Origin of the sequence: Leclercia sp. UBA7405, from assembly GCF_037152215.1 — a bacterium.
Lineage (GTDB): Bacteria > Pseudomonadota > Gammaproteobacteria > Enterobacterales > Enterobacteriaceae > Enterobacter > Enterobacter pneumoniae.
The window spans coordinates 1,511,880-1,536,655 of record NZ_JBBCMR010000001.1 but is presented as its reverse complement, the minus strand read 5'-3'; the positions used below and the strand labels follow the sequence as shown (position 1 = coordinate 1,536,655).

The window sequence follows — 24,776 nt, the reverse complement described above, 5'->3', positions numbered from 1 at the left end:
GGCTTTCTGCAGCGTAAATAATCGGTTATTAACGCAGCGGTAATATGGAAGTATTAAGCGAAGCGCAGATTGAGTTTGGGGATATTACCGCTTCCCTTTTAATTTAAGCATTCCGGCTATGAGAGTAATCCTAATATTCTGGCAACGAGCGAACCTTGCTGGCGGCATTTTATTAAAGCGATGCGGTAATGCGAAATATAATAAGAAAAGTCTGGTGCGTCTTAGCGAAATATAGAGTTGACTGTAGATAGATAGGGGCTAAATTTAACTATCGAACGACGAGCGATACAAATAAGCAGGTTTATTTGTATCTACTGACATAAACGAAACGAAAGAGGTTTAAGATATGGCAGAACATCGTGGTGGTTCCGGTAATTTCGCTGAAGACCGTGAAAAGGCATCTGAGGCCGGACGTAAAGGCGGTCAGCACAGCGGAGGGAGTTTCAAGGACGATCCGCAACGTGCGTCGGAAGCAGGGAAAAAAGGGGGGCAGAACAGCCACAGCGGTGGCCGTAGCTCTGGTAAGTCATAATTCCCTGAACTGATAGTGATATCAGATAAAATACTGCGAGTCTTTTGGCTCGCAGTTTTAATTTGTGCAGGCAGAAACTGAAGAGATGGGCTGACAATGGTGTAAGGATTTTTAATAAATAAGGCCTGCAGGGCACGTATAACCGGGTGTGGATATAAAATTTATAAAGGGTGTGCGTATACTGAAAGTGCATGTGTATTAAAATGTCCGGTCGTCGGTATGTATAACCTTTGTTTTAGCCATTCGCTACGTTTCGCTTGTTCACGCCGGTGCAAAGCGTGTTTTAGGGAAGAGAGACAAGAAAGGTTGAGTTATGCTGCACGAACTATGGACAAACAGCGAGGGAACCGATCTATTTTGCCTTGCGGCCCCGCGCGGCAGATTCACACGTTGAGTCAGTGACAACGTATTATTAATTTCGCGGTTGGGGTCAGTATACCTCTGCTTTTCCTGAGCAAGATAATAAGACATATAGGGAAATGGGATGGGAGTAGGGGGTGATGATTCTCTCTGGGCTCACCATTCCTGGCGGGATAAAAACGCGTCCAAATCATATTCAAAAAGTCATCGCCCATTTTCGAGATTTTTAACATCATGGAGCAGCCAGATTAATCAGCCCTGTCTTTTCCAGACAGTAATGTCGCTGCTTGTTGCCGATAGAATTAACTCACCATCCCATGAGAAGCCAACACAGCGAAAGTAATCATTTGCAAGTCTGAGACACCCTTCTTTATGGGAGGCAATTAATGCACTCTTACCCGGTGGGCACCAGATTAACATTTCCAGAGGCCACTCTGGCGACACTCGCTCAAGAGTCTCTCCATACCGGTTATACATAGGTAAACCACCGCCACACAGACCTGCAGTGGAAAGAGTCTCACTGCTTAACGGTCCTATACCTGTACATGCAAGGCCAACTGAGTCGTACCAGTCACCATAATCTTCATGATCTCTGGCAATAATCTCTCCACTCCGGCAATCAAGCACCCCTCTTCCGGAGGAGGAAATTATTAGGAGCAAGTGGGGATAAATGCGTGAAAAAGCGACTTCGGTTAAACCCCCTACGGCCATCTCGATACAAGGTTCCCAATTACAATCAGGAATATCTCTCAGTAGCAATTTAAGGCTATTTTCATGGCTCTTTGGATGCCAGATAGACATTTGAACTCCTTATCAGTGTTAGGCGGCACATAGCATCTCATAACGAGGAAAAATGTTATTTTAATAGTAGTTAGAATCAAGTGTCATAAACAGTATCTATACATCAGACCCTTTGTTCAGGTTCAGACAGACAAGCATTGATATGTACCCTGTTGCTCTGCACAGAATGCTGGTAGCAATGTCTGCTCCTCACACAAAGCGGGCTATGCCCCTGCGCGTCCGCTGTGTGCCAAAGGCAGACGTTCTTATTCTAAAATCACAATACAGCCCCATTTTTACCTTACGAGGTGCATTATTACTCCGTTAAAGAAATGTCTTAAGGAAAGTGGTTAATTCAACGTAAATCAGTAGCGCGTTTCTCTTTTGATATGAAGAACCGCATCAGGTATAAACCGGAATGCAGGTACCGTCATCATAGCCAGGTATCTAAGCTAATTTTGAGGTTTTATGTTTGACTGGGAAGATTTACGTTATTTTTCAACATTTGCCAGAACAGGCTCGCTGGCCTCTGCGGCTAAAAAATTGGGCGTGGATCATGCCACGGTGGCAAGGCGGATCGCTTCCCTTGAAGCGTCGGTTAATCTGAAGCTCGTTGACCGCAGACCCCGATCTTATATCCTGACAGAAGATGGACGCCAGGTAGCCCGCTACGGTGAGCAAATGAGCGCGTCAGCATATTCATTAGAGCGCTTTTCCGGTGCTGAACAAAATGTAGTGGAAGGTGATGTTGTCATCGCTGCGCCCCACGTTTTCATTGGCAATCTCATTGCGCCGCATATCGGCAGCTTTTACAAACGGTATCCACGTCTTCGTCTGAGCCTGACGGGAACCAAAGAACGACTTTCTCTCACCCGGCGTGAAGCAGATATTACCATTGGCATGGTGCGGCCAGTCGAAGCGGCGGTTGTAGCAAGACGGCTTGGCCGGGTAAAGTTTATGCTCTACGGCAGTGCCGAATATCTCGCATCAGGGTGCGAGCTGAGCTTTATCGCTTACGATGAATCAGTAACAATTACCCCACAGCAGGCCTGGCTGAAAAAGCAATGTGCTGGGCGACCTGTCGTTTTCTTCAGTAATGATCTCAGAATACAGGCTATTACGGCAGCAGGTCACGCCGGTATCGCCCTGCTGCCCGATTATCTGGCAAAGGAATACAACCTTGTGCCTGCTGAACCCGGCGGTCCCGCTCTGACTCAGGATATCTGGCTGAGCGTTCACGAAGATGTGCGTCATGCTAGGCATATTAGTGCCGTGGTGGATTTCCTCATCAGCTGTATTGAGCCTGCTTACGGCTTGTGAATATTTGCATAATTGAACTGAGCCTATGCGGAATATTGCACAACTCTCCACCTGTCTATAATCGCGGCAACCTGATGGCAGATGAGACAGATATCATTCGTTTTCTGCCTCACTCGTTATGATTATTTATGTGTATTCACGTAAAGGAAATCTTTTATGATCAACAATATGTGTGAAAAAGTCGTTGTCATCACCGGCGCCAGCAGCGGTATCGGCGAAGCCACAGCTCGCATTTTGAGCGCAGCTGGAGCCAGCGTAGTGCTTGGAGCACGCCGCCTGGACAAACTCACTGTTCTGGCAGATGAGATTAAGGCTGCAGGTGGAAAAGCTGAAGTCGTACAGACGGATGTATCAAAGCGTCAGGATGTAGAAGCCCTGGTGGCAAAAGCAGTTGATATATATGGACGAATAGATGTTTTGATTAATAACGCAGGTATTATGCCAAACTCCCGCCTGGATCAGTTGCAGGTCGATGACTGGGATCGTGCTATTGATATCAATCTGAAAGGCACACTTTACGGTATTGCTGCCGCGCTTCCCTTTATGAAAGAACAGAGAAGCGGTCACATCATTAATGTCGCCTCAACTGCAGGGCACCGCGTGCGTCCGACAACCGCCGTTTACTCAGCGACCAAATTTGCTGTGCGGGTAATTTCAGAAGGCCTGCGCATGGAGATGACCCCATACAACATTCGCAGCACCATTATTTCTCCGGGACCCGTTGATACCGATTTGCCATCCAGCGTAACTGATACCGCAGTTGCCGAGGAGGTCAGGAAGATACATGAAATGGCTATTTCTGTAGAAACTCTCGCTGAAACAATCGCTTTTGCAATCAACCAGCCGGAATCAGTCGATATTAATGAGATAGTTGTTCGCCCGACGGCCATGGAATGATCCTTTTGCATTAGCCATATTTTCCTGATCAGGGTATTCACGGCTTAAACATTTAGCCCAGAAAAGGTCCGCTCTTCGCTCATAGCGGACCTGCAACGCAGTGAGTTTGTCCGCTTTGTGCCGGGCACAGGCGTCATCCGCAGATGGCCTCAGGCATTCCTGCGGGAACACAGCGTAACGGCATTCAACTACACTTATTGATTCGTCCTTAGCAGAAAAGCATTCCACTGCATCAGCCACTTGGATTTGATATCGCGAAGTCTGGAGCATTTAAACCAACAAGGTGCATGGCCCTTTAACGATGAAAGTGATCTTTGTTCGACACGCGGAAACAGAGTGGAATTCGAGAGGAATTATTCAGGGGCACAGTGATAGCGCACTGACCCATCGGGGTTTGCGCGAAACATCTGCCTTACTGGCAGCGCTTGCAGCAAGTGATTACCAGATAGAATGCATTTACGCGTCTCCGCTTGGGCGTGCCTGGCAAATGGGGCAGCGCCTGGCTGAGTGCTTTCACTGCTCGTTGCTGGCAGAAGCAGCCCTTAAAGAACAGGCATTCGGGCAGTTTGAGGGGATGTCAGCAAATCATCTCCTACAAAATCATCCTGATGACGCAGAGGCGTTATTCAAGTTTGATGCCGCGTACTGCCCACATGGTGGAGAGTCTCTTGCGCATGCTTCTCAGCGAGTCATTAGTTTTTTACACAGTCTGGAGGCAGCCTCACCTCATCAAACGATATGTATTGTGTCTCACGGGCACGTCAGTCAGGGCGTTCTTGCCACCTTCAAAGAAGGTGCTGTCGATAATTTCTCCTGGTACGCTCAACCCAACGCGAGCTACTCCGTTTTCGAGTTGATAAATGGACGATGTATTGCTGTAAGATGGGGGATTGCCACACATTTACTTCATCTCGAACGATAATGCTTTGGGCTTCGATATTCCATAGTGGCGTTGGTGCAGACATCGTGAATAAGATCCTTATCCATTTCTCGCTCATAACGGATCTTCAATGCCAGTGCATGCTTGCCTTGTACCTGAAATGGACAACAAACACATATATTATTTTACCTTCTCAAGGATGGCTCTGAACAGTTCGATGGTTCTCCAGATGTCATCATGTGTATCCCCATCCCATTCAGGAACTGTCGCCAATTCAGCTTTGAGCTCCTTTAGCAAGATATGCGCATCGGCAATTTCATCCTTTCTACATTTAGCTGCAATACGAGATATCGCACACGAAGGGAGGCGAGAGTATGGTGAAAAGGTGGTGCGCTCGGCCGCAATTAATTTTTGTAATTTACGCATATGATCGATATACCCAAAGCACTGGTTGGGATAATAAAAAGTTATGCCAGATGCTATTTTTCCTGAATCAGGGAGTTAAGGAAATAGTAGAAACTTAAATTTCTGCTTCTCACTCATTATAGACCTTCAGCTTCAGGCAGTTGTCCCACTGGTACCATTACCTGACGTTATATTCTTTTATGTTAATACCTTTTCTACGCGCAGCCCCATAACGTACTGCAACCCCCTTACCGAACGCCTCTCCACAGAACCCCCATCCCGCGAGGGATGTTTACATAACGCAAATCGCAATTGTAAATATTCATACTTTCTTTGTAAGGTTATTTGAAGTTCACGGCTTTTAAATCTACTCTTATTTTTCATCGCGAAATTACGCAGGGGCTCATAGAAGCCTTATGACAGGCACAAGAGAGTATCAGAAAAGCAATGAAAGGGGTTTTATGGAGTGGAAGATAGTTGAGATTGTTGCCAGCCCGGATACGGGTACGATTTTTGGAAAGGTAGAGACACCCTATGGTCTGAATTATATCCTGTGGTTCAAAGGGGATTATTACGTAAGTACCGGGGAAGTCGTCACGATGACTGAGAAAGGGATCCTGATTGATAATCGACGGAAACGCGTATGGATTGCACATGCAATGCCTTATTCATCAATACGTTGGCTGGGTTTTCGGATGAAGAATGAATGTCCGGGTAACCGCCGGGAAGTGGGTCAGGTATGCGATCGTGAATTGCCGTGCCAGTTTAAACATTGTCCCTTTGGACTCATAAGGGACAACGCAGTGAGTTATTATTCTTTGAAAATTAACAATTCTGGAAGAAATACTCTCTGAGTTACAAACCACGGTACCGTATTCGTCGTCATGTGCCCCGGGCAAAATGGTTAATACGGGATAGCGCGAGCAAGGGAAGTTAATGACTGTCGAGGGGGCGTGGCTTTCTCAAAAGGGATTCAGTTTATCTTATGAGAAACACCCATTCCCCGCTCAACACCGATCTACTACACAGCTAAACCACGACCTCATCGCCATAGCGGTCGGATTTACACCATGCCATTGTTACCATGCCGCAAAAAAGCCGGACGTTGATTCAGTTTTTCAAACCATACGTCGATAGCGGGAACATCAGGATGGGGGAAGGGCGTCATTTTCCAGCGATTTACCGATAATCCGAGCACAATATCCGCGAGGGTAAAGGTGTCACCCGTGACCCAGGCGCCGGTACGCTGAAGTTGTTGTTCGACGATATCAATACAGTGATTCCATTCGGTAATGCCGTTGGCAATCGCATTTTGATCGTTAAAGGCGGGGTTTTTGCGGGCCAGCGCCGGAAAGGCATAGCGCCAGGCGTTGTTAAACTCTGACGCCTGCCAGTCCATCCAGTGCTCAACATTCGCTGCCGCCTGCGCTTCAAGGGGGAGCAGGTCATCGCGGCTGGCTTTGCGCGCCAGATAGCGGCAAATCGAATTGGACTCCCACAGCACGAACCCCTCATCAACAATGACCGGCACCATGGCATTGGGGTTAAGGGCTTTGAACTCAGGCGTTTGGGTTGAGGCAAAACCACTGCCGTAATCTTCCTGAAGATAGTCGATGCCCGCCTCTTCACAGGTCCAGAGCACCTTACGCACATTGATGGATGATTTTTTTCCCAAAATTCTGAGCATGCTGCGAGCCTCCTCGACTATTTTTTCTTGCCAATCATCGCTTTTAAATCGGCAAAGGGATTGTATGTTGCCGCCCCGATATCTTTTTGCGCATCTTCACCCGCCACTACCGTGGAGCCGTACTGGTCTGCCTCGGTGTATTTCGAGTGTTCATGATCATGGCAAAACAGGCACAGCAACTCCCAGTTGCTGCCATCGGGCGGGTTATTGGTATGGTCGTGGTCGATATGGTGGACGGTTAACTCGCGCAGGTTGGAGTAGACAAACTCGCGCGAGCAGCGTCCACATACCCAGGGATAAATTTTTAAGGCTTTTTCGCGGTAGCCGCTTTCCAGCTGCGTGTAGTTTTTTGGGATCAGCGCCATGGCAGATGTTACCTGTGGTAATAAATTTGCTGACCACGATAACCGAAAAGGGGGCAGAAGGAGAATGCTGTGCGGTAGAGAAAACCGCTTTTAATTCACCTTTGCCCACGATGGTGGCTAATTATCTTCCGGCGAGCTCAGCGCGTACGATGTCGGCACCTGCGCTTAGGGCATTGAGTTTGCCGTTGGCAACCCGGCGGGAGAGAGGCGTCATCCCGCAGTTGGTCGAAGGATAAAGTTTATCGGCATCAACAAACTGCAGCGCTTTTCGCAACGTATCCGCCACCTCTTCCGGCGTTTCGACCGTATGGGTTGCGACGTCGATTGCCCCGACCATCACTTTTTTACCGCGGATCAGTTCGAGCAGATCCATTGGTACGCGCGAGTTATGGCATTCCAGGGAGATAATATCGATGCTGGAGGTTTGCAGTTTAGGGAAGGCCTCTTCGTATTGTCTCCACTCGGAACCCAGCGTCTGTTTCCAGTCGGTGTTTGCTTTAATGCCATAGCCGTAGCAAATATGCACTGCAGTTTCGCATTTCAGCCCTTCAACGGCCCTTTCTAATGCCGCGATACCCCAGTCATTCACTTCATCAAAGAAAACATTAAAAGCAGGTTCATCGAACTGGATAATATCGACGCCAGCCGCTTCTAACTCTTTCGCTTCCTGATTCAGGATCTTCGCAAATTCCCAAGCCAGCTTTTCGCGACTTTTATAATGGGCATCGTAAAGCGTATCGATCATGGTCATCGGGCCGGGCAGGGCCCACTTAATGGGCTTATGGGTTAACTGACGTAAAAAACGGGCATCTTCCACGAAAACCGGTTTTTGGCGCGCAACAGCCCCTACCACAGTAGGAACGCTTGCGTCATAGCGGTTACGAATTTTCACGACTTCGCGTTTTTCAAAATCTACGCCGCTCAGGTGTTCAATAAAGGTCGTGACAAAGTGCTGACGCGTCTGCTCACCATCGCTGACGATATCAATCCCGGCACGGAGTTGATCAAACAGGGCCAGGCTCAGCGCATCTTTTTTCCCCTCGATTAACTCTTCATTTTGCAATTTCCAGGGGGACCACAGTTTCTCGGGCTCCGCCAGCCAGGAAGGTTTCGGTAAGCTGCCAGCCGTTGAAGTGGGTAGCAAGATTGTCATAATAAATCGCCTTGTACTTTCGGTTAATTAAAGAGCGTAATGCGCAGACCACTGCTCAAGAACATGCTTATAGGGTTTGATAAAGTGCTCTTCAGTAAATTTGCCTTGCTCAATAGCCAGCTGGCTCCGCTCTTCCCGGTCATAAACAATTTTCGTTAATGAGTGATCCTGGTGAGTCAGGCTGGGTTGATAGAGCTGGCCTGCCGCGGAGTTCGCATTGTAAATTTCGGGGCGGTAGATTTTCTGAAAGGTCTCCATCGTACTGATGGTGCCGATCAATTCCGGATTGGTGTAATCACGCAGTAAATCACCGGTAAAATAGAAGGCTAACGGCGCGACGCTATTTTTGGGCATGAAATAGCGAACCTGCAGCCCCATTTTATTGAAGTATTGTTCAGTGAGTGACACGCCATTCTGCGCATATTCATGACCCAGAATCGGATGTTCATTTCCCGTACGGTGATAAATATCTTTACTCGATACACTCAGGCAGATCACCGGCGCTTTTTTGAAGTGCGCTTTATACGCGTCTGAATGGATAAAGTGCTTAAATATATTGCCGTGCAGATCGCCAAAATTGTCCGGAATGCTGAAGCCGGGCTTGTCTTTGTTGTGATCCAGCAGCACGACGCTGAAGTCATAATCGCGGACATACGAGGAGAAGTTATTCCCCACAATGCCCTCTGTGCGTTCATGCGTTTTATGGTCGAGGATCCAGGTTCTCAAAACTTCGATTGCCGGGAAGCTTTCGCCGTTTGGCCCCAGATTCATCTCAACGGAAATAATATCCAGTTCGATGGAATAGCGATCGCCTTTTGGATTATCCCAGTGCGCCAGAGTATTAAAACGATTATTCATCATCACCAGCGTATTGCGCAGATTCTCCTGACGATTATCCCCTCTGGCGAGATTGGCAAAGTTAGTGGTAATACGCGTATTCTCAGAGGGGTTATAGTTCTCATCGAAACGGCTGCTTTTAATCGTAAAGGTGAAATCAGTATTCATCGCAATTCGGTATCCTGGACGTCGTAAGAAAAGGACATTGAGAAGAGCCTTGACTGTGCGCAAGTTAGCTCAATGCGATCTTCTTGTTATTAATTGGTTAATAGGGATATTTTATGCCAGAGCCTCGGGAGGAGTGAAAGCGACTAAATTTCACGACAACATGAGTTCTCTTCATGTTCGGGAGAGGTGTAGGGTGGTCTCATCCGGACAATGTTTAGCCTTAAGGAGAACACGCATGCAGATACCCGCGTTAACCACAGAGCGTTTGCTATTAAAACCGCTGGTCGAAGATGATGCCCGGCAAATTCAGCATGCTTTTCCCCGTTGGGAAATTGTGCAGTATCTGGTCTCAACGGTGCCCTGGCCTTACCCCGATAATGGCGCGGAGTATTATGTGAATCAGGTTGCCCTCCCTGACGTGGCAAAGGGTATTGCCTGGTTCTGGTCAATCCGCCGCCGTGAAGATCCCGATACGCTTATCGGGCTGATCTGTTTATATGATGTGGAGGATAATAACCGGGGCTTTTGGCTGGTCCCTGAATGGCAAGGGCAGGGATATATGCGTGAAGCCAGCGAGGCCGCAACGGATTACTGGTTTAATATCTTGAATAAGCCGATATTACGCGCACCAAAAGCCGTAGTTAATAGCCGCTCAAGGCAAATATCAATTCGAAGCGGTATGCGGCTGATTAAAACCGAAAAGAAACAATATGTCAGCGGACTTCTGGACTCTGAAATATGGGAGATTACCCGCGATGAGTGGAATGCCAGGCGTCTATATGGATAAAGCGGTAATAAGAAAGTCCCATAACTTCGCTAAATATTCATAATATTTATGATTATGGCCGCGCAATCAGACGATATATCCCTCAAGGCCTGAAATTTACGTTAAGGTAGAGGTTCAATACGCCTGACTGGAGGGGCCTATCCCCAACATCAAGTTTGAATGTCCGGTTTGCACGAGCAAGAGATTCTATTTCACCTCTTTTGGCGGCTCGTTACATAACCAACCTCATGGTGCAGTGTGCTCCATCTGTGGAACCCGACTCACCACGCATTCATGTGTGCCAAAACTCCGCCGCCGGCGGTGGCCAAAACAAGTGCCGTAAATGGAGGCCTCACGAGAGGCCTCTCTGGAACGCCAGCTCCCCCCTCATAAATCATCTCTCCCACATTAAAACCGGTAAAAAGTTACGGTTTACAGCCGTTCATAACCTATATAGTATACCCCCCTACAGTATATGGAGGGCGTATGCCACATTCACCCGAAGATAAAAAACGTGTCCTTACCCGCGTTCGCCGCATTCGTGGGCAGGTTGATGCCCTTGAGCGCGCGCTGGAATCCGGGGAGCCCTGCCTGTCCATCCTGCAACAGATTGCCGCGGTGCGCGGTGCTGCGAACGGGCTGATGGGCGAAATGGTCGAAATTCATCTCAAAGATGAGCTGGTCACGGGTGAAACCACCCCGGACCAGCGGGCAGTACGGATGGCAGAAGTCGGCCATTTGCTGCGCTCTTATCTAAAATAAAAATCAGACATCACTAAAAGGAAAGCGTTATGAAATCACGTGCTGCTGTTGCATTTGGCCCTGGTCAGCCGCTGAAAATCGTTGAGATTGATGTCGCACCGCCGAAAAAAGGCGAAGTGCTGATCAAAATCACCCATACCGGCGTTTGCCACACCGATGCGTTCACGCTCTCGGGCGAAGATCCGGAAGGGGTCTTCCCGGCGGTGCTGGGGCATGAAGGCGGCGGCGTAGTGGTGGAAGTAGGCGAAGGGGTGACCAGCCTGAAGCCGGGCGACCATGTTATTCCGTTATACACCGCGGAGTGTGGTGAGTGTAAGTTCTGTAAATCCGGTAAAACCAACCTCTGCCAGGCGGTTCGCGCCACCCAGGGTAAAGGGCTGATGCCGGACGGCACTACCCGTTTCTCTTATAATGGTGAGCCGATTTACCACTACATGGGCACCAGTACCTTCAGCGAATACACCGTGGTGGCTGAAATCTCGCTGGCAAAAGTGAATCCACAGGCACCGCTGGATAAAGTTTGTCTGCTGGGCTGCGGCGTGACCACCGGTATCGGTGCGGTTCACAACACCGCAAAAGTGAAAGAGGGTGATAACGTCGCGGTCTTTGGCCTGGGCGGTATCGGTCTGGCGGTGATTCAGGGGGCAGTCCAGGCGAAAGCGGGGCGCATTATTGCCGTGGACACCAACCCAGAGAAATTCAAGCTGGCGGGTGAAATGGGCGCGACCGATTTCATCAACCCGAAAGACTACGACAAGCCGGTGCAGGATGTGATCGTAGAACTGACCGACGGCGGCGTGGAGTTTAGCTTCGAATGTATCGGTAACGTCAACGTGATGCGTTCGGCACTGGAGTGCTGCCACAAAGGCTGGGGCGAGAGCATCATCATTGGCGTGGCGGGCGCAGGTCAGGAGATCAAAACCCGTCCATTCCAGCTGGTGACCGGTCGCGTCTGGCGCGGTTCCGCTTTCGGTGGGGTAAAAGGCCGTACGCAACTGCCTGGCATGGTTGAAGATGCGATGGTGGGGAAAATCAATCTCGACCCGTTCATCACTCACCGTCTGCCGCTGGAACAGATCAACGAGGCCTTTGATCTGATGCACGAGGGTAAATCCATCCGTACGGTTATCCATTTCGGCGATAACTGATTATTCTGCCAGCGGTTTCTGCCGCTGGCATTTCTTTAATAATCTTTTCTAAAGTGTGACGTGGCTGGCGATTTTAGCCATAAGCTAATTCTCTGCCGTGCCGATGACTCTATTACGGGCGTGTTTTTTGCGCATCTTACTTATAAGAGAGTCGACGGTCATGGATACTTCATCAACGATGCGGGCGCAACACAAGTTGAGCTTCCTGCATCACATCAGGTTGCTTCCGCTGTTTTCCTCCATTCTCGGCGGCATTATTTTGCTGTTTGCCCTGAGCTCAGGTCTGGCTGGCTATTTCCTGTTACAGGCAGATACCGACCAGCAGGACGTGACATCAGAAATCGAAGTGCGCACCGGGTTGTCGAACAGCTCGAACCATCTGCGCACCGCGCGTATTAATATGATCCACGCGGGTGCGGCCAGCCGTATCGCTGAAATGGAGGCGATGAAGCAAAACATCGCGGAAGCAGAGCGCCGTATTAAGCAGTCGCAAGAGAGCTTTAAAATCTATATGAACCGTGCGGTGCGTACTCCTGCCGACCAGGCGCTGGATAACGACCTCAAAGCACGTTACGAGGCCTATATTAATGGGCTGCAGCCGATGCTGAAATTTGCCAAAAATGGCATGTTTGAAGCCATCATCAATCATGAAAATGAGAGCGCCCGCCCGCTGGATGACGGGTACAACGAAATCTTGCTGAAAGCGATTAAAATCCGTACCGATCGCGCGAATCAGCTTGCCGAACAGGCGCATTCCCGTACGCAGCTCGGGCTGATGTTTATGGTGGGTGCCTTCGCGCTGGCGTTGATCTTAACTGCCATCACCTTCCTGGTGTTGCGCCGCACGGTAATCAATCCGCTGCAGCGCGCCGCTAATCGTATTGCGCATATCGCCAAAGGCGATCTGACGCTGGCCGACGACCTGACCGGGCGCAGCGAGATTGGTCGTCTGACGCAGGATCTGCAAACCATGCAGCACTCCCTGGTGAAAACCGTCGGCACCGTGCGTCAGGGGGCAGAAGAGATTTATCGCGGTACCAGCGAAATTTCCGCCGGCAATACCGATCTCTCCTCCCGTACTGAACAGCAGGCTGCGGCAATCGAAGAGACCGCCGCCAGCATGGAGCAACTGACCGCCACCGTGAAACAGAACGCGGACAACGCCCACCACGCCAGCAAGCTGGCGGAAGATGCCTCAGGTAAAGCCAGCCGTGGCGGCCAGATGGTCTCCGGGGTGGTGAAAACCATGGGTAACATCTCCACCAGCTCGAAGAAAATCTCTGAGATCACCGCGGTGATTAACAGCATTGCCTTCCAGACCAACATCCTGGCGCTGAACGCGGCGGTAGAGGCGGCGCGTGCCGGTGAACAGGGGCGCGGCTTTGCCGTAGTAGCAAGCGAAGTCCGTACCCTGGCCAGCCGCAGCGCGAATGCGGCCAAAGAGATTGAAGGGCTGATTAACGAGTCCGTTACCCTGATCGATCAGGGCTCGGGTGAAGTCGTTGCTGCAGGTAACACCATGAATGAGATCGTTGAGGCGGTGAAACGCGTCACCGACATTATGCTGGAGATTGCTGCCGCATCCGATGAACAGAGCCGCGGCATTGTGCAGGTAAGCCAGGCCATTTCCGAGATGGATAAAGTCACCCAGCAGAACGCCTCGCTGGTGGAAGAGGCTTCTGCCGCCGCCGCCTCGCTGGAAGAGCAGGGCGCGCGTCTGACCGAAGCCGTAGGCGCATTCCGTCTTAACGGCGCGGCGCAAACGCGCAGCAGCGCGGCCTTCACCCCCAGCGCGCCATCGACGCCGTTACGCCCGGCGGCGGTGAACGCCACTTCCAGCGATAACTGGGAAACGTTCTAATCCCATCGCGGTAAGTCGCCAGAGGGTTCATGCGTCAGCATGAGCCCTTTTTTTTCGCCTGTGGTCAGCAACAGCTATGCTCTGTGTAAGAGATGATGAGGAGCGCAAAGATGCAGCTATCAACACAAATTATGCAGGTTGCCTGTATGGCACTGCTGGTGGGGGGCTGTTCGTCAGGAGGCAGCGTCGGGATCGGCGGCGTTGGCATTGGCGGCGGCAGTAACGGGGTGGGCGTCGGGCTCTCGTTTCCGGTGGGCGGCAGTACGGCGGATAACGATGCCCTGGCAGATTGCGAGGGAGACGTTTACCGGATCACCCCACGCTATCCGCAGCAGGCCGCGGCGCAGCAGTTTTCGGGCCGGGTCACGGTGTCATTTAACGTCAAGCTGAACGGGCGAGCAGCAGACTACAACGCGGCAGGAGATAAGGCCTTCTTCGAGGAGACGAAACGCGCCGTGCTTCGCAGCTGCTGGCCAGAGGGGGTCAGGCAGAATCTGGTGGTGAGCTACAGCAATGGCAAAGAGGTCACCTGGCAGGAGAATTCGCTGTAAAAAAACCGGCCACAAAGGTGGCCGGTTGCGGGTTGAAACGGGTTACGACTTGTCTGGCAGGGCGTAGGCGATAATGTAATCGCCGCGATCCGGAGACTGACGCGCGCCGCCTGCATTGATAATGATGTACTGTTTGCCGGTCTTCGGCGAAACGTAGGTCATCGGGCCGGACTGGCTGCCCACTGGCAGACGATCTTTCCAGATCTCCTTACCGGTGGCGGTGTCAAACGCGCGCAGGTAGAAGTCCTGAGTGCCGGCAAAGAACAGCAGGCCAGACTGGGTTGAGAGCGATGCACCCAGGGTCGGCATCCCGATAGGGATGGGCATATGCATTCGGATACCCAGCGGACCGGTATCCTGCACCGTGCCGACCGGAACCTGCCACACCAGCTTGCCGGACTTCAGATCCACCGCCGACATGGTCCCGAAGGGCGGTTTTTGACACGGGATCCCCAGCGGCGAGAGGAAGCGTTCCCGCATCGCACCGAACGGGGTGCCATCCATCGGCACAATGCCCATCTCAATACCGCTGGCGTCCTTCGCAACGTTGGCGCGCGGCACCATGTAGTTGGCCAGCCCCAGACGCATATCATTCACAAACATCAGGCCGTTGTTCGGGTCAACCGACACGCTGCCCCAGTTCATGCCGCCGAGCGACCCCGGGAACTGCAGGGAGCGATCGAGGCCAGGCGGGGTGTAGACCCCCTGATGGCGCATCTCTTTGAACTGGATACGGCACAGCAGCAAGTCAACCGGCGTTGCGCCCCACATGTCGGACTCGGTCAGGGTCTGGTTGCCAATCATCGGCATACCCACGGAGTACGGCTGGGTAGGTGAGTAACGCTCGCCTTCGACATTGCCCGCCGGAACCGGACGCTCTTCCACTTTCGCCACCGGTTCGCCGGTTTCGCGGTTGAGCATAAAGATCATGCCCTGCTTGCTGGTCTGGACCAGCACCGGCGTGGTCCCGCCCTTGCCGTCAGGCAGATCGTACAGCAGCGGCTGAGCAGGCAGGTCAAAGTCCCACAAATCATGGTGCGTGGTCTGGAAATGCCAGCGTACTTTACCGGTGGTGGCATCTACCGCCACCACGGAGGAGCTGTATTTATCGTCCAGCGCGGTGCGGTTACCCGCATAGAAATCGGGGGTGGCATTACCGGTCGGCAGGTAGATCAGGTTCAGCTTCGCGTCGTAAGACATCGCCGACCAGACATTCGGCGTCCCGCGCGTATAGGTCTGGCCTTTCGGCGGCAGGCCGGTGATCTCCGGATTACCCGGATCCCAGGCCCACGCCAGTTGACCCGTATGCACGTCATAGGCCCGCACAACACCCGGCGGCTCGCCGGTAGAGAAGTTATCCGCTACGCGGCCGCCTACCACCACGACATTACCCGCAACCAGCGGCGTCGAGGTTTGCTGATAGTAGCCCGGTTTGATCTCACCCATGCCCACGCTCAGGTCAACCACACCGTGCTCGCCAAACTCCTCACACACCTTGCCGTTATCGGCATTAAGGGCAATCAGGCGCGCATCGGTCGTGGGCAGGAACAGACGGCGTGAACAGGCGGCCGGCTGCGGCTCGTTCTGTGACGTTGTCACAGAGGGGTTATCTTCAAAGTAACCCAAACCACGGCAACGTTGCCAGTTTGGCGCGGTCGCTTTGGCATCGTAACGCCATTTCTCTTTACCGGAATCCACATCCAGCGCCAGTACCTTGCTGTACGGGGTACACACGTAAAGCGTATCGCCAATCTGTAGCGGGGTGTTCTGGTCCTCGGCACCAGAGCCGTTGCTCTGCGGGGTATCCCCGGTATGGGCGACCCAGGCGACTTTCAGCTCACTGATGTTTTGCTTGTTAATCTGGTCGAGCGCCGCAAAGCGATCGCCGTGGGTGGTATTGCCCCAGTGCGCCCAGTTTTTCTGCTGTTGCCCTTCGGCGACCGGTTTCACCGGTACCGGCTCGTTGGCCGCAACCAGCGTTTGTGGTTTAAACATCCAGCCGAAACTGACCAGCATCGCCACTGCCAGCACGGCTGCAATCGCAAAAGCCGGGCCTTTACGGCTACCACGCAGGAACGGCCAGACAATCGCCGCGAGGAACGCCAGCACCGTGAAGGTGAACAGGCGTGAGAAGAGCGGCCAGAAGTCCCAGCCCGCATCGCTTACCGCCCAGAACAGCGAGGCGATGAATGCCACAGCGTACAGGACGATGCCGCTGACGCGATGGCGTGCAATTAAGAACGCGGCGATAAGCATCACCACGCCCATAATCAGGAAGTAAAACGTTCCCCCCACGGTGGCGAGCTTTAAGCCCAGCCCCCCTACGGCCAGACCGATAATTGCCATCAGTCCGACCAGTAACCACAGCAGGAATCGGGGGATCCCGCGTGGCGTGTTACCTAAAGCCATTTCTATCTCCTGAACAACCTCAACGTCTTTAAACCATTGCCAATGGCTTGCGTACCAAATGGATAACAGAGGTGGAGGGTTATCATAAATAATGCACTATTAGCCAGATATCGGGCCGTGTAATTCACCCTTTTACAGTTTTAACGAACCATTTGGTGAATTGGCGGGTATGATAAATCTGTTAAATTGTTTTACGCAATTGTTAATGAATGATTTCGCATTATTTGATTAAGGCGAGAAAAAGCCCGTCGACAAGACGGGCCTGAGGTAGGGTGATTAGACCGGCATGGATTTTCGTATCGAGCTTAGTAGCGTTTGTGCGGCGGAAGAGAGAGGGCTATCCACCCGCGTCAGTACACCAATAGGTTCACCCGCGCCGGTGGAGGGAACAGGGAGTGAGACCAGGGTGCCCTGGCGTAAATCTTCTTTAACGGCGCCAGAGGGCACAAACCAGACGTAGTCGAAATCAACCGTAAGCTGACGAGAGAGCGAGGCCGATAGCGTCTCGATACAGCCCGGCGGAAGTTTGCAGCCCTGTGCCTGAAGCAGGGTTTCGGCGGTCTGACGCGGCACCGTGCCTTTGGGCGACACCACCACCGGCCACTCCATCACCCGGCTCAGAGTCACGGTATCGTTAAGCAAGGGGTGATTGGGGCGAACCACCAGCTTCAGGGATTCGAGGAACAGCAACTCATAATTCAGACCGCTCATCAATTCGGGGTCTGACATGCGGCCAATGCCCAGATCCAGCTCGCCAGATTTGAGCCCCGCCAGCAGCATGGGGTTATTCATGGTTGCGACCTGCAGCGTAATGTTGCGCTGCTGCTTATGAAACTGGCCTATGACCGCAGGTAATATGCCCAGCGCGGCGGTGGGCAGGGCGCCAATACGCACCACATCCGGGGTGTGTTCATCTTTGCGCGTCAACGACTGCCCGGCGGTGTTCAGGGCGTCCAGCACCTTAACGGCATGGGTCAGAAATTGTTCGCCCATCAACGTAAGCTGCGCCCCCAGCCGCCCGCGCTCAAACAGGCGGGTACCGGTAAGTTGCTCCAGCTCATTGAGCGTTTTTGATAACGCCGGCTGGCTTAAATTAAGCGTTTCAGCCGCTCGCCCCAGCGTTCCCTGTTGAGCGACGGCCACGAATGTATGCAGATGGCGCAAGCGAATGCGCTGACTAAACAGACCATTTTTTTCCATAGGCGATGTTTAAAGCAGAGCGATGAGAGAGACAAGAAAAGTTGTTTAATTTTGATAACCTGCTAGCAAAATATCATTAACATTTACTCATTTTATGCAAAGTGCCAGTTTGCCGCCTTGTAAAAAGCGCGTGCCACCAGGCTGTTGTTTCGACAGGATTAAATCTGCGGCAGTAAACGAAAAGAGGATCCTTACCCCGAACCGGCACAGCCGGGAGACGGGGCGAGAACATAAAGAGAGGTTATGCTTCGCGCATGGCGTAGCGATGTTGCTGACAAATATGACAGCGCTCAGCCTGAGGCGAAAAGGTAGAAAAGGGGTGGCGACAGACGGAACAGACCTTCTGCATCAGCGGAAACCGCTGCGCATGCGCTGCGGCGATCTCTCGCCGGAGAGTGATTGCCCCGGTAAAACAGACCGCCGTGCAGGCATGGCATCCGGAGCAGGCAGAAGAATCCCACTCCAGCGCGGTCTGGGTGAAGCGCAGCGCTTTTTCCGCGCATGCCCGGGCGCAGGCCCCACAGGCCACACAGCGTGATAGCGAAAAGTCCAGTTCGTAAGGGGTAAAAGGGTGGTAAGCCTGCAGGCGTGTGGGCTGATCTGCCGTGACGCTTGCGGTCTGGTGCGCATCATCAGGTACGCGAAGCCAGTGCCGACGAAAGCCATCCACAGGGCGCGACTGAGGTGGAAAAATCTGCCACTCCGCCTCGTTCAGTTCCCTCAGGATCACATTAAGCGCAGCCACCGCACGCAACCAGGCGGGGTGGGCCGCGTAATCCAATTCCACGCCTATTATCGCGTACTGCCGGTGCCATAGCAGCAGCTCTTCTGGGGTAATGGTGGTCGAAAAGGGGCCGACCAGTCGTTTGTTACGCAGGTTGCGTCTGGGGGGCTGAAGATGAGTCAGCGCATCGGTCGGACAGACGAAGAGACAATTACCGCAGCGCAGGCAAGCGTCAGCGTCGAGGTGCGGCCCGTCAGAACCGATGGTGATTGCCGCCACCGGACAGGCATCTGCACAGGCCTGGCAGCGGCGGCGCGAGAACGTTTTACGCAGGCAAGAAGCCCCCACGCCGGGGGGCGGTGAGGGCTTTATGGAGAAAGGACGCATCACAATCAGCCGATGCTAAAGAAAACAAAGCGGAAGAGGATCTCTGCCAGGATCAGCAGCAGCCCTCCGAACAGCACGCCGTTTCTACGGTGACGCCAGGCGCTGAACGCAAACAGAATGGCGCCCAGGACGCTGGCAACCCAGCTAAACAGTCGCAGCCCGCCATGCTGATTGAAGGCCTCAACCGGCTGATGCGGCAGGGTGACGACGCCATTCAGCGGCGCGCTGGCCAGATAGTGCACGTAGGCTGGCTGAGCCAGCAGACGCACCGCCACAATCGCGATAACCAGCATCGCCGCCAGACGCAGAAGTCGCGTGCGGGCCTGCATCACGCCAGGGGTATTCAGTAGGGGCAGCCAGGCCATCGCCACCGCGCCGAGAATGCCCACCGCGCCATAAAACATCAGCCAGGTGTTGAAATGCATCCAGGTCACCACCGTGCTGCTGGCGTAGATCGCGCTCATGCACCAGACGTCGATCAACCCTAGCAGCGTGGCAACCGGCAACAACAGCGCCAGCGGTGATTTTCTTACCAGCATGCTGAGCGTGCAAAGACCAAGCACCGCGAGATAGAGACTGGCGAAGACGATTTCACGGCTTAACCACGAGCTGGCTACATGGCGCAGCGCATTAAACGCATTCAGCGGATAACCCAGGTGCAGCGTCGAGGCCACCAGACCCAGCCCGCCGGCAATGCAGGCCAGCAGCATGGCCGGCAGCAGTTGACGCTGGGCCGCAGGCAGCGTTTTCGCCTTTCTGACGGCGAGGGTTAAAAACAGCGTGATACCGACCGAGCCTTGCACCAGCAGGGTGAAAATCAGTAATGGCAACTCATGCATGCGGCGGCTCCTCTTTTTCTGCCCCAGCGTGGGGTTTTATCACCAGGTTCGGCTGCGTAATGGACGAATCCGGCAGCCCCTGAACATCGCAAACCGTACCGTACAGGGCGCGGAGCTCATCGATGGGCCCAAACTTAATGGCCCCCAGCGGACAGGTTGCTACGCAGATGGGCTGCTCGCCTTGCGCCAGTAAATCTACGCACAGGTCGCATTTCGACATCTGTCCCGTCTCCTCATTCATCTGCGGTGCGCCGTACGGGCAGGACCAGGCGCAATAGCCGCAACCCACGCATTTGCGGGTATCGACGCGCACGATGCCGTCGCCGGGCCGTTTGTGCATCGCGGTGGTGGGGCAGTTTTTAGTGCAGATAGGATCGGCACAATGGTTACAGGAGATCGAGAGGGTATAAGCGAATACCGAGTTGATCACGCCCCCCTGACCGGTCGGGATAAATCCGCCGCCATTCACCTCGTATACCCGACGAAAGCGTCGACCCACCTCAAGATTATGTTTGTCTTTGCAGGCCACCTGACAGGCTTTACAGCCCGAGCAGCGCGAAGAATCGATGAAAAATCCCAGCTGTTTATCGCTGACCGCGGGGAACTCTTTATACTGCTGACTCATACTTGACGACCTCCACAAGCAGGGTTTGATGCGCGTTACCTTTAGCAAGCGGAGTAATTCGCGCCGAGCTTAGTACGTTTGGACAACCGCCGAGATCGACCCCGTCGGCATCCGGCTGCCACCAGGCACCCGCCTGCATGGCCACGACGCCGGGAATGATGCGCGGCGTCACTTCAGCCGGCACCTGGCAGACGCCGCGCGCATTGTGAATGCGCACGAGGTCGCCCTGGCGGATACCCCGTTTTTGCGCATCCAGCGGGTTGATCCACAGTTTTTGGATCTGCACCTCCTGCAACCAGGGGTTGGCATATTGCGTGGAGTTCGCGCGGTTCTTTCCTTTCCAGGTGATCAGCTGCAGCGGATACTGTTTGACCAGGGGATCTTCCGGGCCTTCCGCCGCCGGGACGTAGTGCGACAGGGCAGGAATGTCGGGATGCTTCATGTCGTACAGCCGTTTGGAGAAAATCTCGATTTTGCCCGACGGCGTGGGGAACGGGTTCGCCTCGGGATCGCGAATGTTGGCTTCAAACGCCACGTAGGGTTCGCTTTTAAACAGATGCTGGCGCGTTTGCTGCAGCTCAGTAAAGGTGGGCAAATGCTCATCCGGCATCGCCAGGCGGGTCTGCTCCCAGATGTGTTCGATCCACTCTTTTTCACTGCGCCCTTCACTGAATTGCGGCTCAACGCCGAGCTTGGCGGCCACTTCGCGCTGCCAGTCGTAATCCGAACGGCGTTCAAATTCTGGCTCAATCAGCTTTTCAGAAAGGATCAGATAGCTGCCGGTCCCCCAGGTTTCGCCGATGTTCCAGCGCTCCATAAAGCTGGTTTCGGGGAGCAGCAGATCGGCGTAGCGGGCGCTGGGGGTCATATAGAGATCGCTGACTAAGATAAACTCTATTTTGGATTCATCCTCCAGCACCTTTACTGCCTGGAGCAGGTCGGGGTTTTGGTTTGCCAGATAGTTACCCGCCAGCGACACCAGCATGCGGATGTTGCTTTTCAGCTGTGTGGCACCGGTGAGGCCGTCCTGCGGCGTAACCTTGCTGGCATCGTCGGCGGCCTGCACCCAGTTCATGATAGAGATTTTCTCTTTTACCGGGTTGTCGGGCATCTCGGGGCCGGTCGTAAACTTACGGTTGCCACAGCCGCCGTAGCCTGCCGCCCAGCCGCCTTTCACGCCGACGTTACCCGTCAGGGTGGCCAGCAGGGTAGAGCCGCGGGCGGTACGTTCGCCGCAGATATGGCGCTGAGGGCCCCAGCCCTGAATCAGCGCCGCCGGTTTGGTGGTGGCATAGTCACGTGCGAGCTGGCGAATGGTTTGCGCCGGGACGTGGGTGATTTTCTCGGCCCATTCCGGCGTTTTTACGATGCCGTCTTTTTTACCCGTCAGGTAAGCGACCAGCGATTCGTTGGCCGGTACCCCCTCTGGCATGGACGCTTCATCAAAGCCGAGGGTATATCGTTCAATAAAGGCCTTATCATGAAGGTTTTCGCTGACGATGACATACATCATCGCATCCATCAGCGCATTATCCGTTGAGGGCAGAAGCGGCACCCATTCGTCGGCCAGCGATGACACCGTATCGGAATAGCGCGGGTCAACCACAATAAAGCGCGTACCTTTTTGCTTCATTTGCTGGAAATAGTGGTTGCTGTGGCCAAAGATGGTCTCAGTCGGGTTATGTCCCCAGAGAATGACCAGCGGGGTATCGGCCAGCGTATCCAGTGAACTGCCGCTGGCAGCGGTGCCGTAGGTATAAGGGGTGGCGGCGGCTGTATTGCCCATGCTGACGGAGTGATAATATTGCAGATAGCCGCCGGTGAGATTAAATAAACGGCGCATCATTTTATCGCCGGAAAAAGTCCCTCCGCTGACGGCGGTATTATTATGAACAAAACGCGACTCAGGACCATATTTGGCGGTAATACGTTTGATGTTATCCGCAATAAGGGTAGTGGCTTCGTCCCAGGAGATACGTTCGAATTTACCTTCGCCGCGTTTCCCTACCCGCTTCATCGGATATTTAAGACGGTCGGGATGATAAACGAATTTACGGTAGCTGCGGCCGCGAACGCAGGCGCGCATTACCGGCATTTGCGTATCAAGTGCGCTGTCCGGACGCGTGGTAATTTGGGTCACCACGCCGTCGGCAATGTGGGCCCGAATGTCACATTTACCGCCGCAATCGAAGGTACTGCAGGTTTGCACTACGCGTTCCGCTGCGTGAACCTCGTTGATGACCGTACCGGCATCACTCCCCGTGGCATTTGCTCGCTGGTTGAACAAAAAAGGGAGGGCTACAGCGGCCGAACTCGCTTTCAGGAATCCCCGTCGGGAGACGCCAAGCGGGAGGCTGTCGTCATTGTTTTCAGGTGCAGACATAATTGTTCCTCTTTTAAAGAGCGCGTATTTTGTCTTATAGCCCGAAGGGGGTAATTGATATTAATCAAGGGGGGAGGAGGGAATATAACATCCTCATTTAAATGATAATTGTTAGCAATTAAAACGGCGTAAAAAACGGCTGAAAAAGTCTTGTATTATTCAGGTGAGTGATAGCGTAAACCGTTTTTCACGGATGCAATGTCGAAATAAAAAATATTACATTTTATATTGTTATGTCATATTTCATTTCTCCCGGAAATATTAAAGGGGAGTCGCTCATAAATTCTCCGTCCAGCAATCGGGATCACACTTCAGAAATTCTCTCAAACGTCCGCAGCAGCCTTCTCTACACTCCAGGTAATATTCACTGGAGGCATGACATCATGGCGAACACCATCACGGCAGATGATATTCGGGAACACTTTTCGCAAGCTATGTCGGGGATGTACCAGCAGGAAGTTCCGCAGTACGGCACCTTGCTAGAGCTGGTGGCGGATGTGAATCTGGCCGTTCTGGAAAATAACCCACTTTTACATGAACAACTGGCGAATGCCGACGAACTGGCGCGACTGAACGTGGAGCGCCACGGTGCCATCCGCGTGGGCACGGCCCAGGAACTGGCGACCCTGCGCCGGATGTTTGCCATCATGGGGATGTTCCCGGTCAGCTATTACGATCTTTCGCAGGCCGGGGTGCCGGTACACTCGACGGCGTTCCGCCCGGTGGATGACGCCGCATTATGCCGCAACCCGTTTCGGGTCTTTACCTCATTGTTACGCCTGGAGCTGATTGAAAATGTGGCCCTGCGCGAGAAGGCGGCGGCAATTCTGGCCCAGCGCAACATCTTCACCCCGCGCTGCCTGGCATTGATCGATCTGTACGAGACGGCAGGGGGATTTACCGAAGCCCAGGCGCATGAGTTTGTGCAAGAGGCACTGGAAACCTTCCGCTGGCACCGCCATGCCACCGTGGATCAAGAGACTTATATGGCGCTGCACAACGAACACCGTCTGATAGCCGACGTGGTCTGCTTCCCCGGCTGTCATATCAACCATCTGACTCCGCGAACCCTGGATATCGATCGGGCACAGGCGCTCATGCCGGAATACGGTATTGAGCCGAAGATCCTGATCGAAGGGCCGCCACGCCGCGAGATCCCCCTGCTGCTGCGTCAGACCAGCTTTAAAGCGCTGGAGGAGCCCGTCCATTTTGCCGGGGAACATTTGGGCACGCATACTGCCCGTTTTGGCGAAATTGAACAGCGGGGCGTGGCGTTAACGCCGAAAGGGCGTGAACTCTACGATCGCCTGCTGGCTGAAGCGGGTACCGGTAAAGATAACCTTACGCACCAGCTGCATCTGCAGGAAGTGTTCCGCGCCTTCCCAGACAGTGAAATGATGTTGCGCCGTCAGGGTCTGGCATGGTTCCGCTATCGTCTGACGCCGAGCGGTGAAGCACATCGCCACGCTTTTGGTCCCGGTGACGATCCGCAGCCGCTGATTGAGCGCGGTTGGGTGGTGGCACAACCTATTACCTACGAGGATTTTCTGCCGGTGAGCGCCGCCGGGATTTTCCAGTCAAATCTGGGCAATGAAACCCAGGCGCGCAGCCATGGCAATGCCAGCCGTGAGGCGTTTGAAACCGCGCTGGGCTGCCCGGTACTGGATGAGTTTGCCCTCTATGAAGAGGCGGAATCACGCAGTAAACGGCGTTGCGGTTTGCTCTGAAACCGTTACT

Annotated in this window: 22 protein-coding genes; 10 read left to right on the top strand and 12 right to left on the bottom strand. The window is 53.2% G+C overall.

The genetic code is table 11. The features are described from left to right. The first annotated feature begins 346 nt into the window (after positions 1–346). The gene (locus WFN75_RS07540; protein ID WP_046885327.1) at positions 347–532 is read left to right on the top strand and encodes a general stress protein; all 186 of its coding nucleotides are present in this window, start codon (positions 347–349) and stop codon (positions 530–532) included. Between the two features lie 612 nt (positions 533–1,144). Here WFN75_RS07540 and WFN75_RS07535 read toward each other — a convergent pair. Next, on the bottom strand, positions 1,145–1,693 hold the full coding sequence (locus tag WFN75_RS07535; RefSeq protein ID WP_336995949.1) for a hypothetical protein: 549 nt from the start codon (positions 1,691–1,693) through the stop codon (positions 1,145–1,147). 447 nt (positions 1,694–2,140) lie between these two features. Here WFN75_RS07535 and WFN75_RS07530 point away from each other — a divergent pair, with 447 nt between their 5' ends. From WFN75_RS07530 to WFN75_RS07520, 3 genes are all read left to right on the top strand, one after another. Beyond that, a complete protein-coding gene (locus tag WFN75_RS07530) occupies positions 2,141–2,992 on the top strand; it encodes a LysR family transcriptional regulator (RefSeq protein ID WP_212475886.1) in 852 nt (283 codons plus the stop codon). 156 nt (positions 2,993–3,148) lie between these two features. After that, entirely contained in the window at positions 3,149–3,889 is a 741-nt protein-coding gene (locus WFN75_RS07525) for an SDR family oxidoreductase (protein ID WP_212475889.1), read from the top strand. 301 nt (positions 3,890–4,190) lie between these two features. Further along, complete coding sequence (locus WFN75_RS07520) at positions 4,191–4,811, top strand: histidine phosphatase family protein (RefSeq protein ID WP_336995948.1); 621 nt, start codon at positions 4,191–4,193, stop codon at positions 4,809–4,811. A 138-nt stretch (positions 4,812–4,949) separates the two neighbouring features. On the opposite strand, the gene WFN75_RS07515 is transcribed toward WFN75_RS07520, so the two are convergent. The 5 genes from WFN75_RS07515 to WFN75_RS07495 form a co-directional block, all read right to left on the bottom strand. After that, a complete protein-coding gene (locus WFN75_RS07515) occupies positions 4,950–5,195 on the bottom strand; it encodes a hypothetical protein (RefSeq protein ID WP_336995947.1) in 246 nt (81 codons plus the stop codon). A gap of 1,042 nt (positions 5,196–6,237) precedes the next feature. Beyond that, a complete protein-coding gene (locus WFN75_RS07510) occupies positions 6,238–6,861 on the bottom strand; it encodes a glutathione S-transferase family protein (RefSeq protein WP_286809022.1) in 624 nt (207 codons plus the stop codon). 17 nt (positions 6,862–6,878) lie between these two features. Next, a complete protein-coding gene (yajD, locus tag WFN75_RS07505) occupies positions 6,879–7,226 on the bottom strand; it encodes an HNH nuclease YajD (RefSeq protein WP_040075514.1) in 348 nt (115 codons plus the stop codon). 121 nt (positions 7,227–7,347) lie between these two features. After that, positions 7,348–8,379: a methionine synthase gene (locus WFN75_RS07500; RefSeq protein WP_286809021.1), complete on the bottom strand. Its 1,032-nt coding sequence runs from the start codon at positions 8,377–8,379 to the stop codon at positions 7,348–7,350. A gap of 27 nt (positions 8,380–8,406) precedes the next feature. Next, on the bottom strand, positions 8,407–9,384 hold the full coding sequence (locus WFN75_RS07495; RefSeq protein WP_336995946.1) for a DUF1852 domain-containing protein: 978 nt from the start codon (positions 9,382–9,384) through the stop codon (positions 8,407–8,409). 235 nt (positions 9,385–9,619) lie between these two features. Between WFN75_RS07495 and WFN75_RS07490 the strand changes: the two genes are divergently transcribed. The 5 genes from WFN75_RS07490 to WFN75_RS07470 all read left to right on the top strand — a co-directional run bounded on the left by WFN75_RS07490 (position 9,620) and on the right by WFN75_RS07470 (position 14,472). Further along, on the top strand, positions 9,620–10,171 hold the full coding sequence (locus WFN75_RS07490) for a GNAT family N-acetyltransferase (protein ID WP_336996230.1): 552 nt from the start codon (positions 9,620–9,622) through the stop codon (positions 10,169–10,171). 465 nt (positions 10,172–10,636) lie between these two features. Then, on the top strand, positions 10,637–10,912 hold the full coding sequence (locus WFN75_RS07485; RefSeq protein WP_040075518.1) for a metal/formaldehyde-sensitive transcriptional repressor: 276 nt from the start codon (positions 10,637–10,639) through the stop codon (positions 10,910–10,912). A gap of 29 nt (positions 10,913–10,941) precedes the next feature. Next, the gene (locus WFN75_RS07480; RefSeq protein WP_040075519.1) at positions 10,942–12,060 is read left to right on the top strand and encodes an S-(hydroxymethyl)glutathione dehydrogenase/class III alcohol dehydrogenase; all 1,119 of its coding nucleotides are present in this window, start codon (positions 10,942–10,944) and stop codon (positions 12,058–12,060) included. A gap of 160 nt (positions 12,061–12,220) precedes the next feature. Beyond that, the gene (locus tag WFN75_RS07475; RefSeq protein ID WP_325945721.1) at positions 12,221–13,921 is read left to right on the top strand and encodes a methyl-accepting chemotaxis protein; all 1,701 of its coding nucleotides are present in this window, start codon (positions 12,221–12,223) and stop codon (positions 13,919–13,921) included. Positions 13,922–14,031: 110 nt separating this feature from the next. Continuing rightward, positions 14,032–14,472: an energy transducer TonB gene (locus WFN75_RS07470; RefSeq protein ID WP_336995945.1), complete on the top strand. Its 441-nt coding sequence runs from the start codon at positions 14,032–14,034 to the stop codon at positions 14,470–14,472. Positions 14,473–14,514: 42 nt separating this feature from the next. On the opposite strand, the gene WFN75_RS07465 is transcribed toward WFN75_RS07470, so the two are convergent. The 6 genes from WFN75_RS07465 to WFN75_RS07440 all read right to left on the bottom strand — a co-directional run bounded on the left by WFN75_RS07465 (position 14,515) and on the right by WFN75_RS07440 (position 23,039). Beyond that, positions 14,515–16,881: a glucose/quinate/shikimate family membrane-bound PQQ-dependent dehydrogenase gene (locus WFN75_RS07465; RefSeq protein WP_336995944.1), complete on the bottom strand. Its 2,367-nt coding sequence runs from the start codon at positions 16,879–16,881 to the stop codon at positions 14,515–14,517. Between the two features lie 276 nt (positions 16,882–17,157). Continuing rightward, positions 17,158–18,081 carry a LysR substrate-binding domain-containing protein gene (locus WFN75_RS07460; RefSeq protein ID WP_040075523.1) on the bottom strand — a complete coding sequence of 308 codons (924 nt, stop codon included), beginning with the start codon at positions 18,079–18,081 and terminating at the stop codon, positions 17,158–17,160. Positions 18,082–18,322: 241 nt separating this feature from the next. After that, positions 18,323–19,192, bottom strand: a complete 870-nt coding sequence (locus tag WFN75_RS07455; protein ID WP_336995943.1) for a 4Fe-4S binding protein — start codon at positions 19,190–19,192, stop codon at positions 18,323–18,325. A 5-nt stretch (positions 19,193–19,197) separates the two neighbouring features. Further along, positions 19,198–20,031: a dimethyl sulfoxide reductase anchor subunit family protein gene (locus WFN75_RS07450; protein WP_046885343.1), complete on the bottom strand. Its 834-nt coding sequence runs from the start codon at positions 20,029–20,031 to the stop codon at positions 19,198–19,200. Then, on the bottom strand, positions 20,024–20,656 hold the full coding sequence (locus WFN75_RS07445; RefSeq protein WP_336995942.1) for a DMSO/selenate family reductase complex B subunit: 633 nt from the start codon (positions 20,654–20,656) through the stop codon (positions 20,024–20,026). Before WFN75_RS07445 ends, WFN75_RS07450 begins: the two co-directional genes overlap by 8 nt. Next, positions 20,640–23,039 carry a DMSO/selenate family reductase complex A subunit gene (locus tag WFN75_RS07440; protein ID WP_336995941.1) on the bottom strand — a complete coding sequence of 800 codons (2,400 nt, stop codon included), beginning with the start codon at positions 23,037–23,039 and terminating at the stop codon, positions 20,640–20,642. Before WFN75_RS07440 ends, WFN75_RS07445 begins: the two co-directional genes overlap by 17 nt. Positions 23,040–23,422: 383 nt before the next feature. Between WFN75_RS07440 and hglS the strand changes: the two genes are divergently transcribed. Next, on the top strand, positions 23,423–24,766 hold the full coding sequence (gene hglS / locus WFN75_RS07435) for a 2-oxoadipate dioxygenase/decarboxylase HglS (protein WP_233802264.1): 1,344 nt from the start codon (positions 23,423–23,425) through the stop codon (positions 24,764–24,766). Positions 24,767–24,776 lie beyond the last annotated feature (10 nt).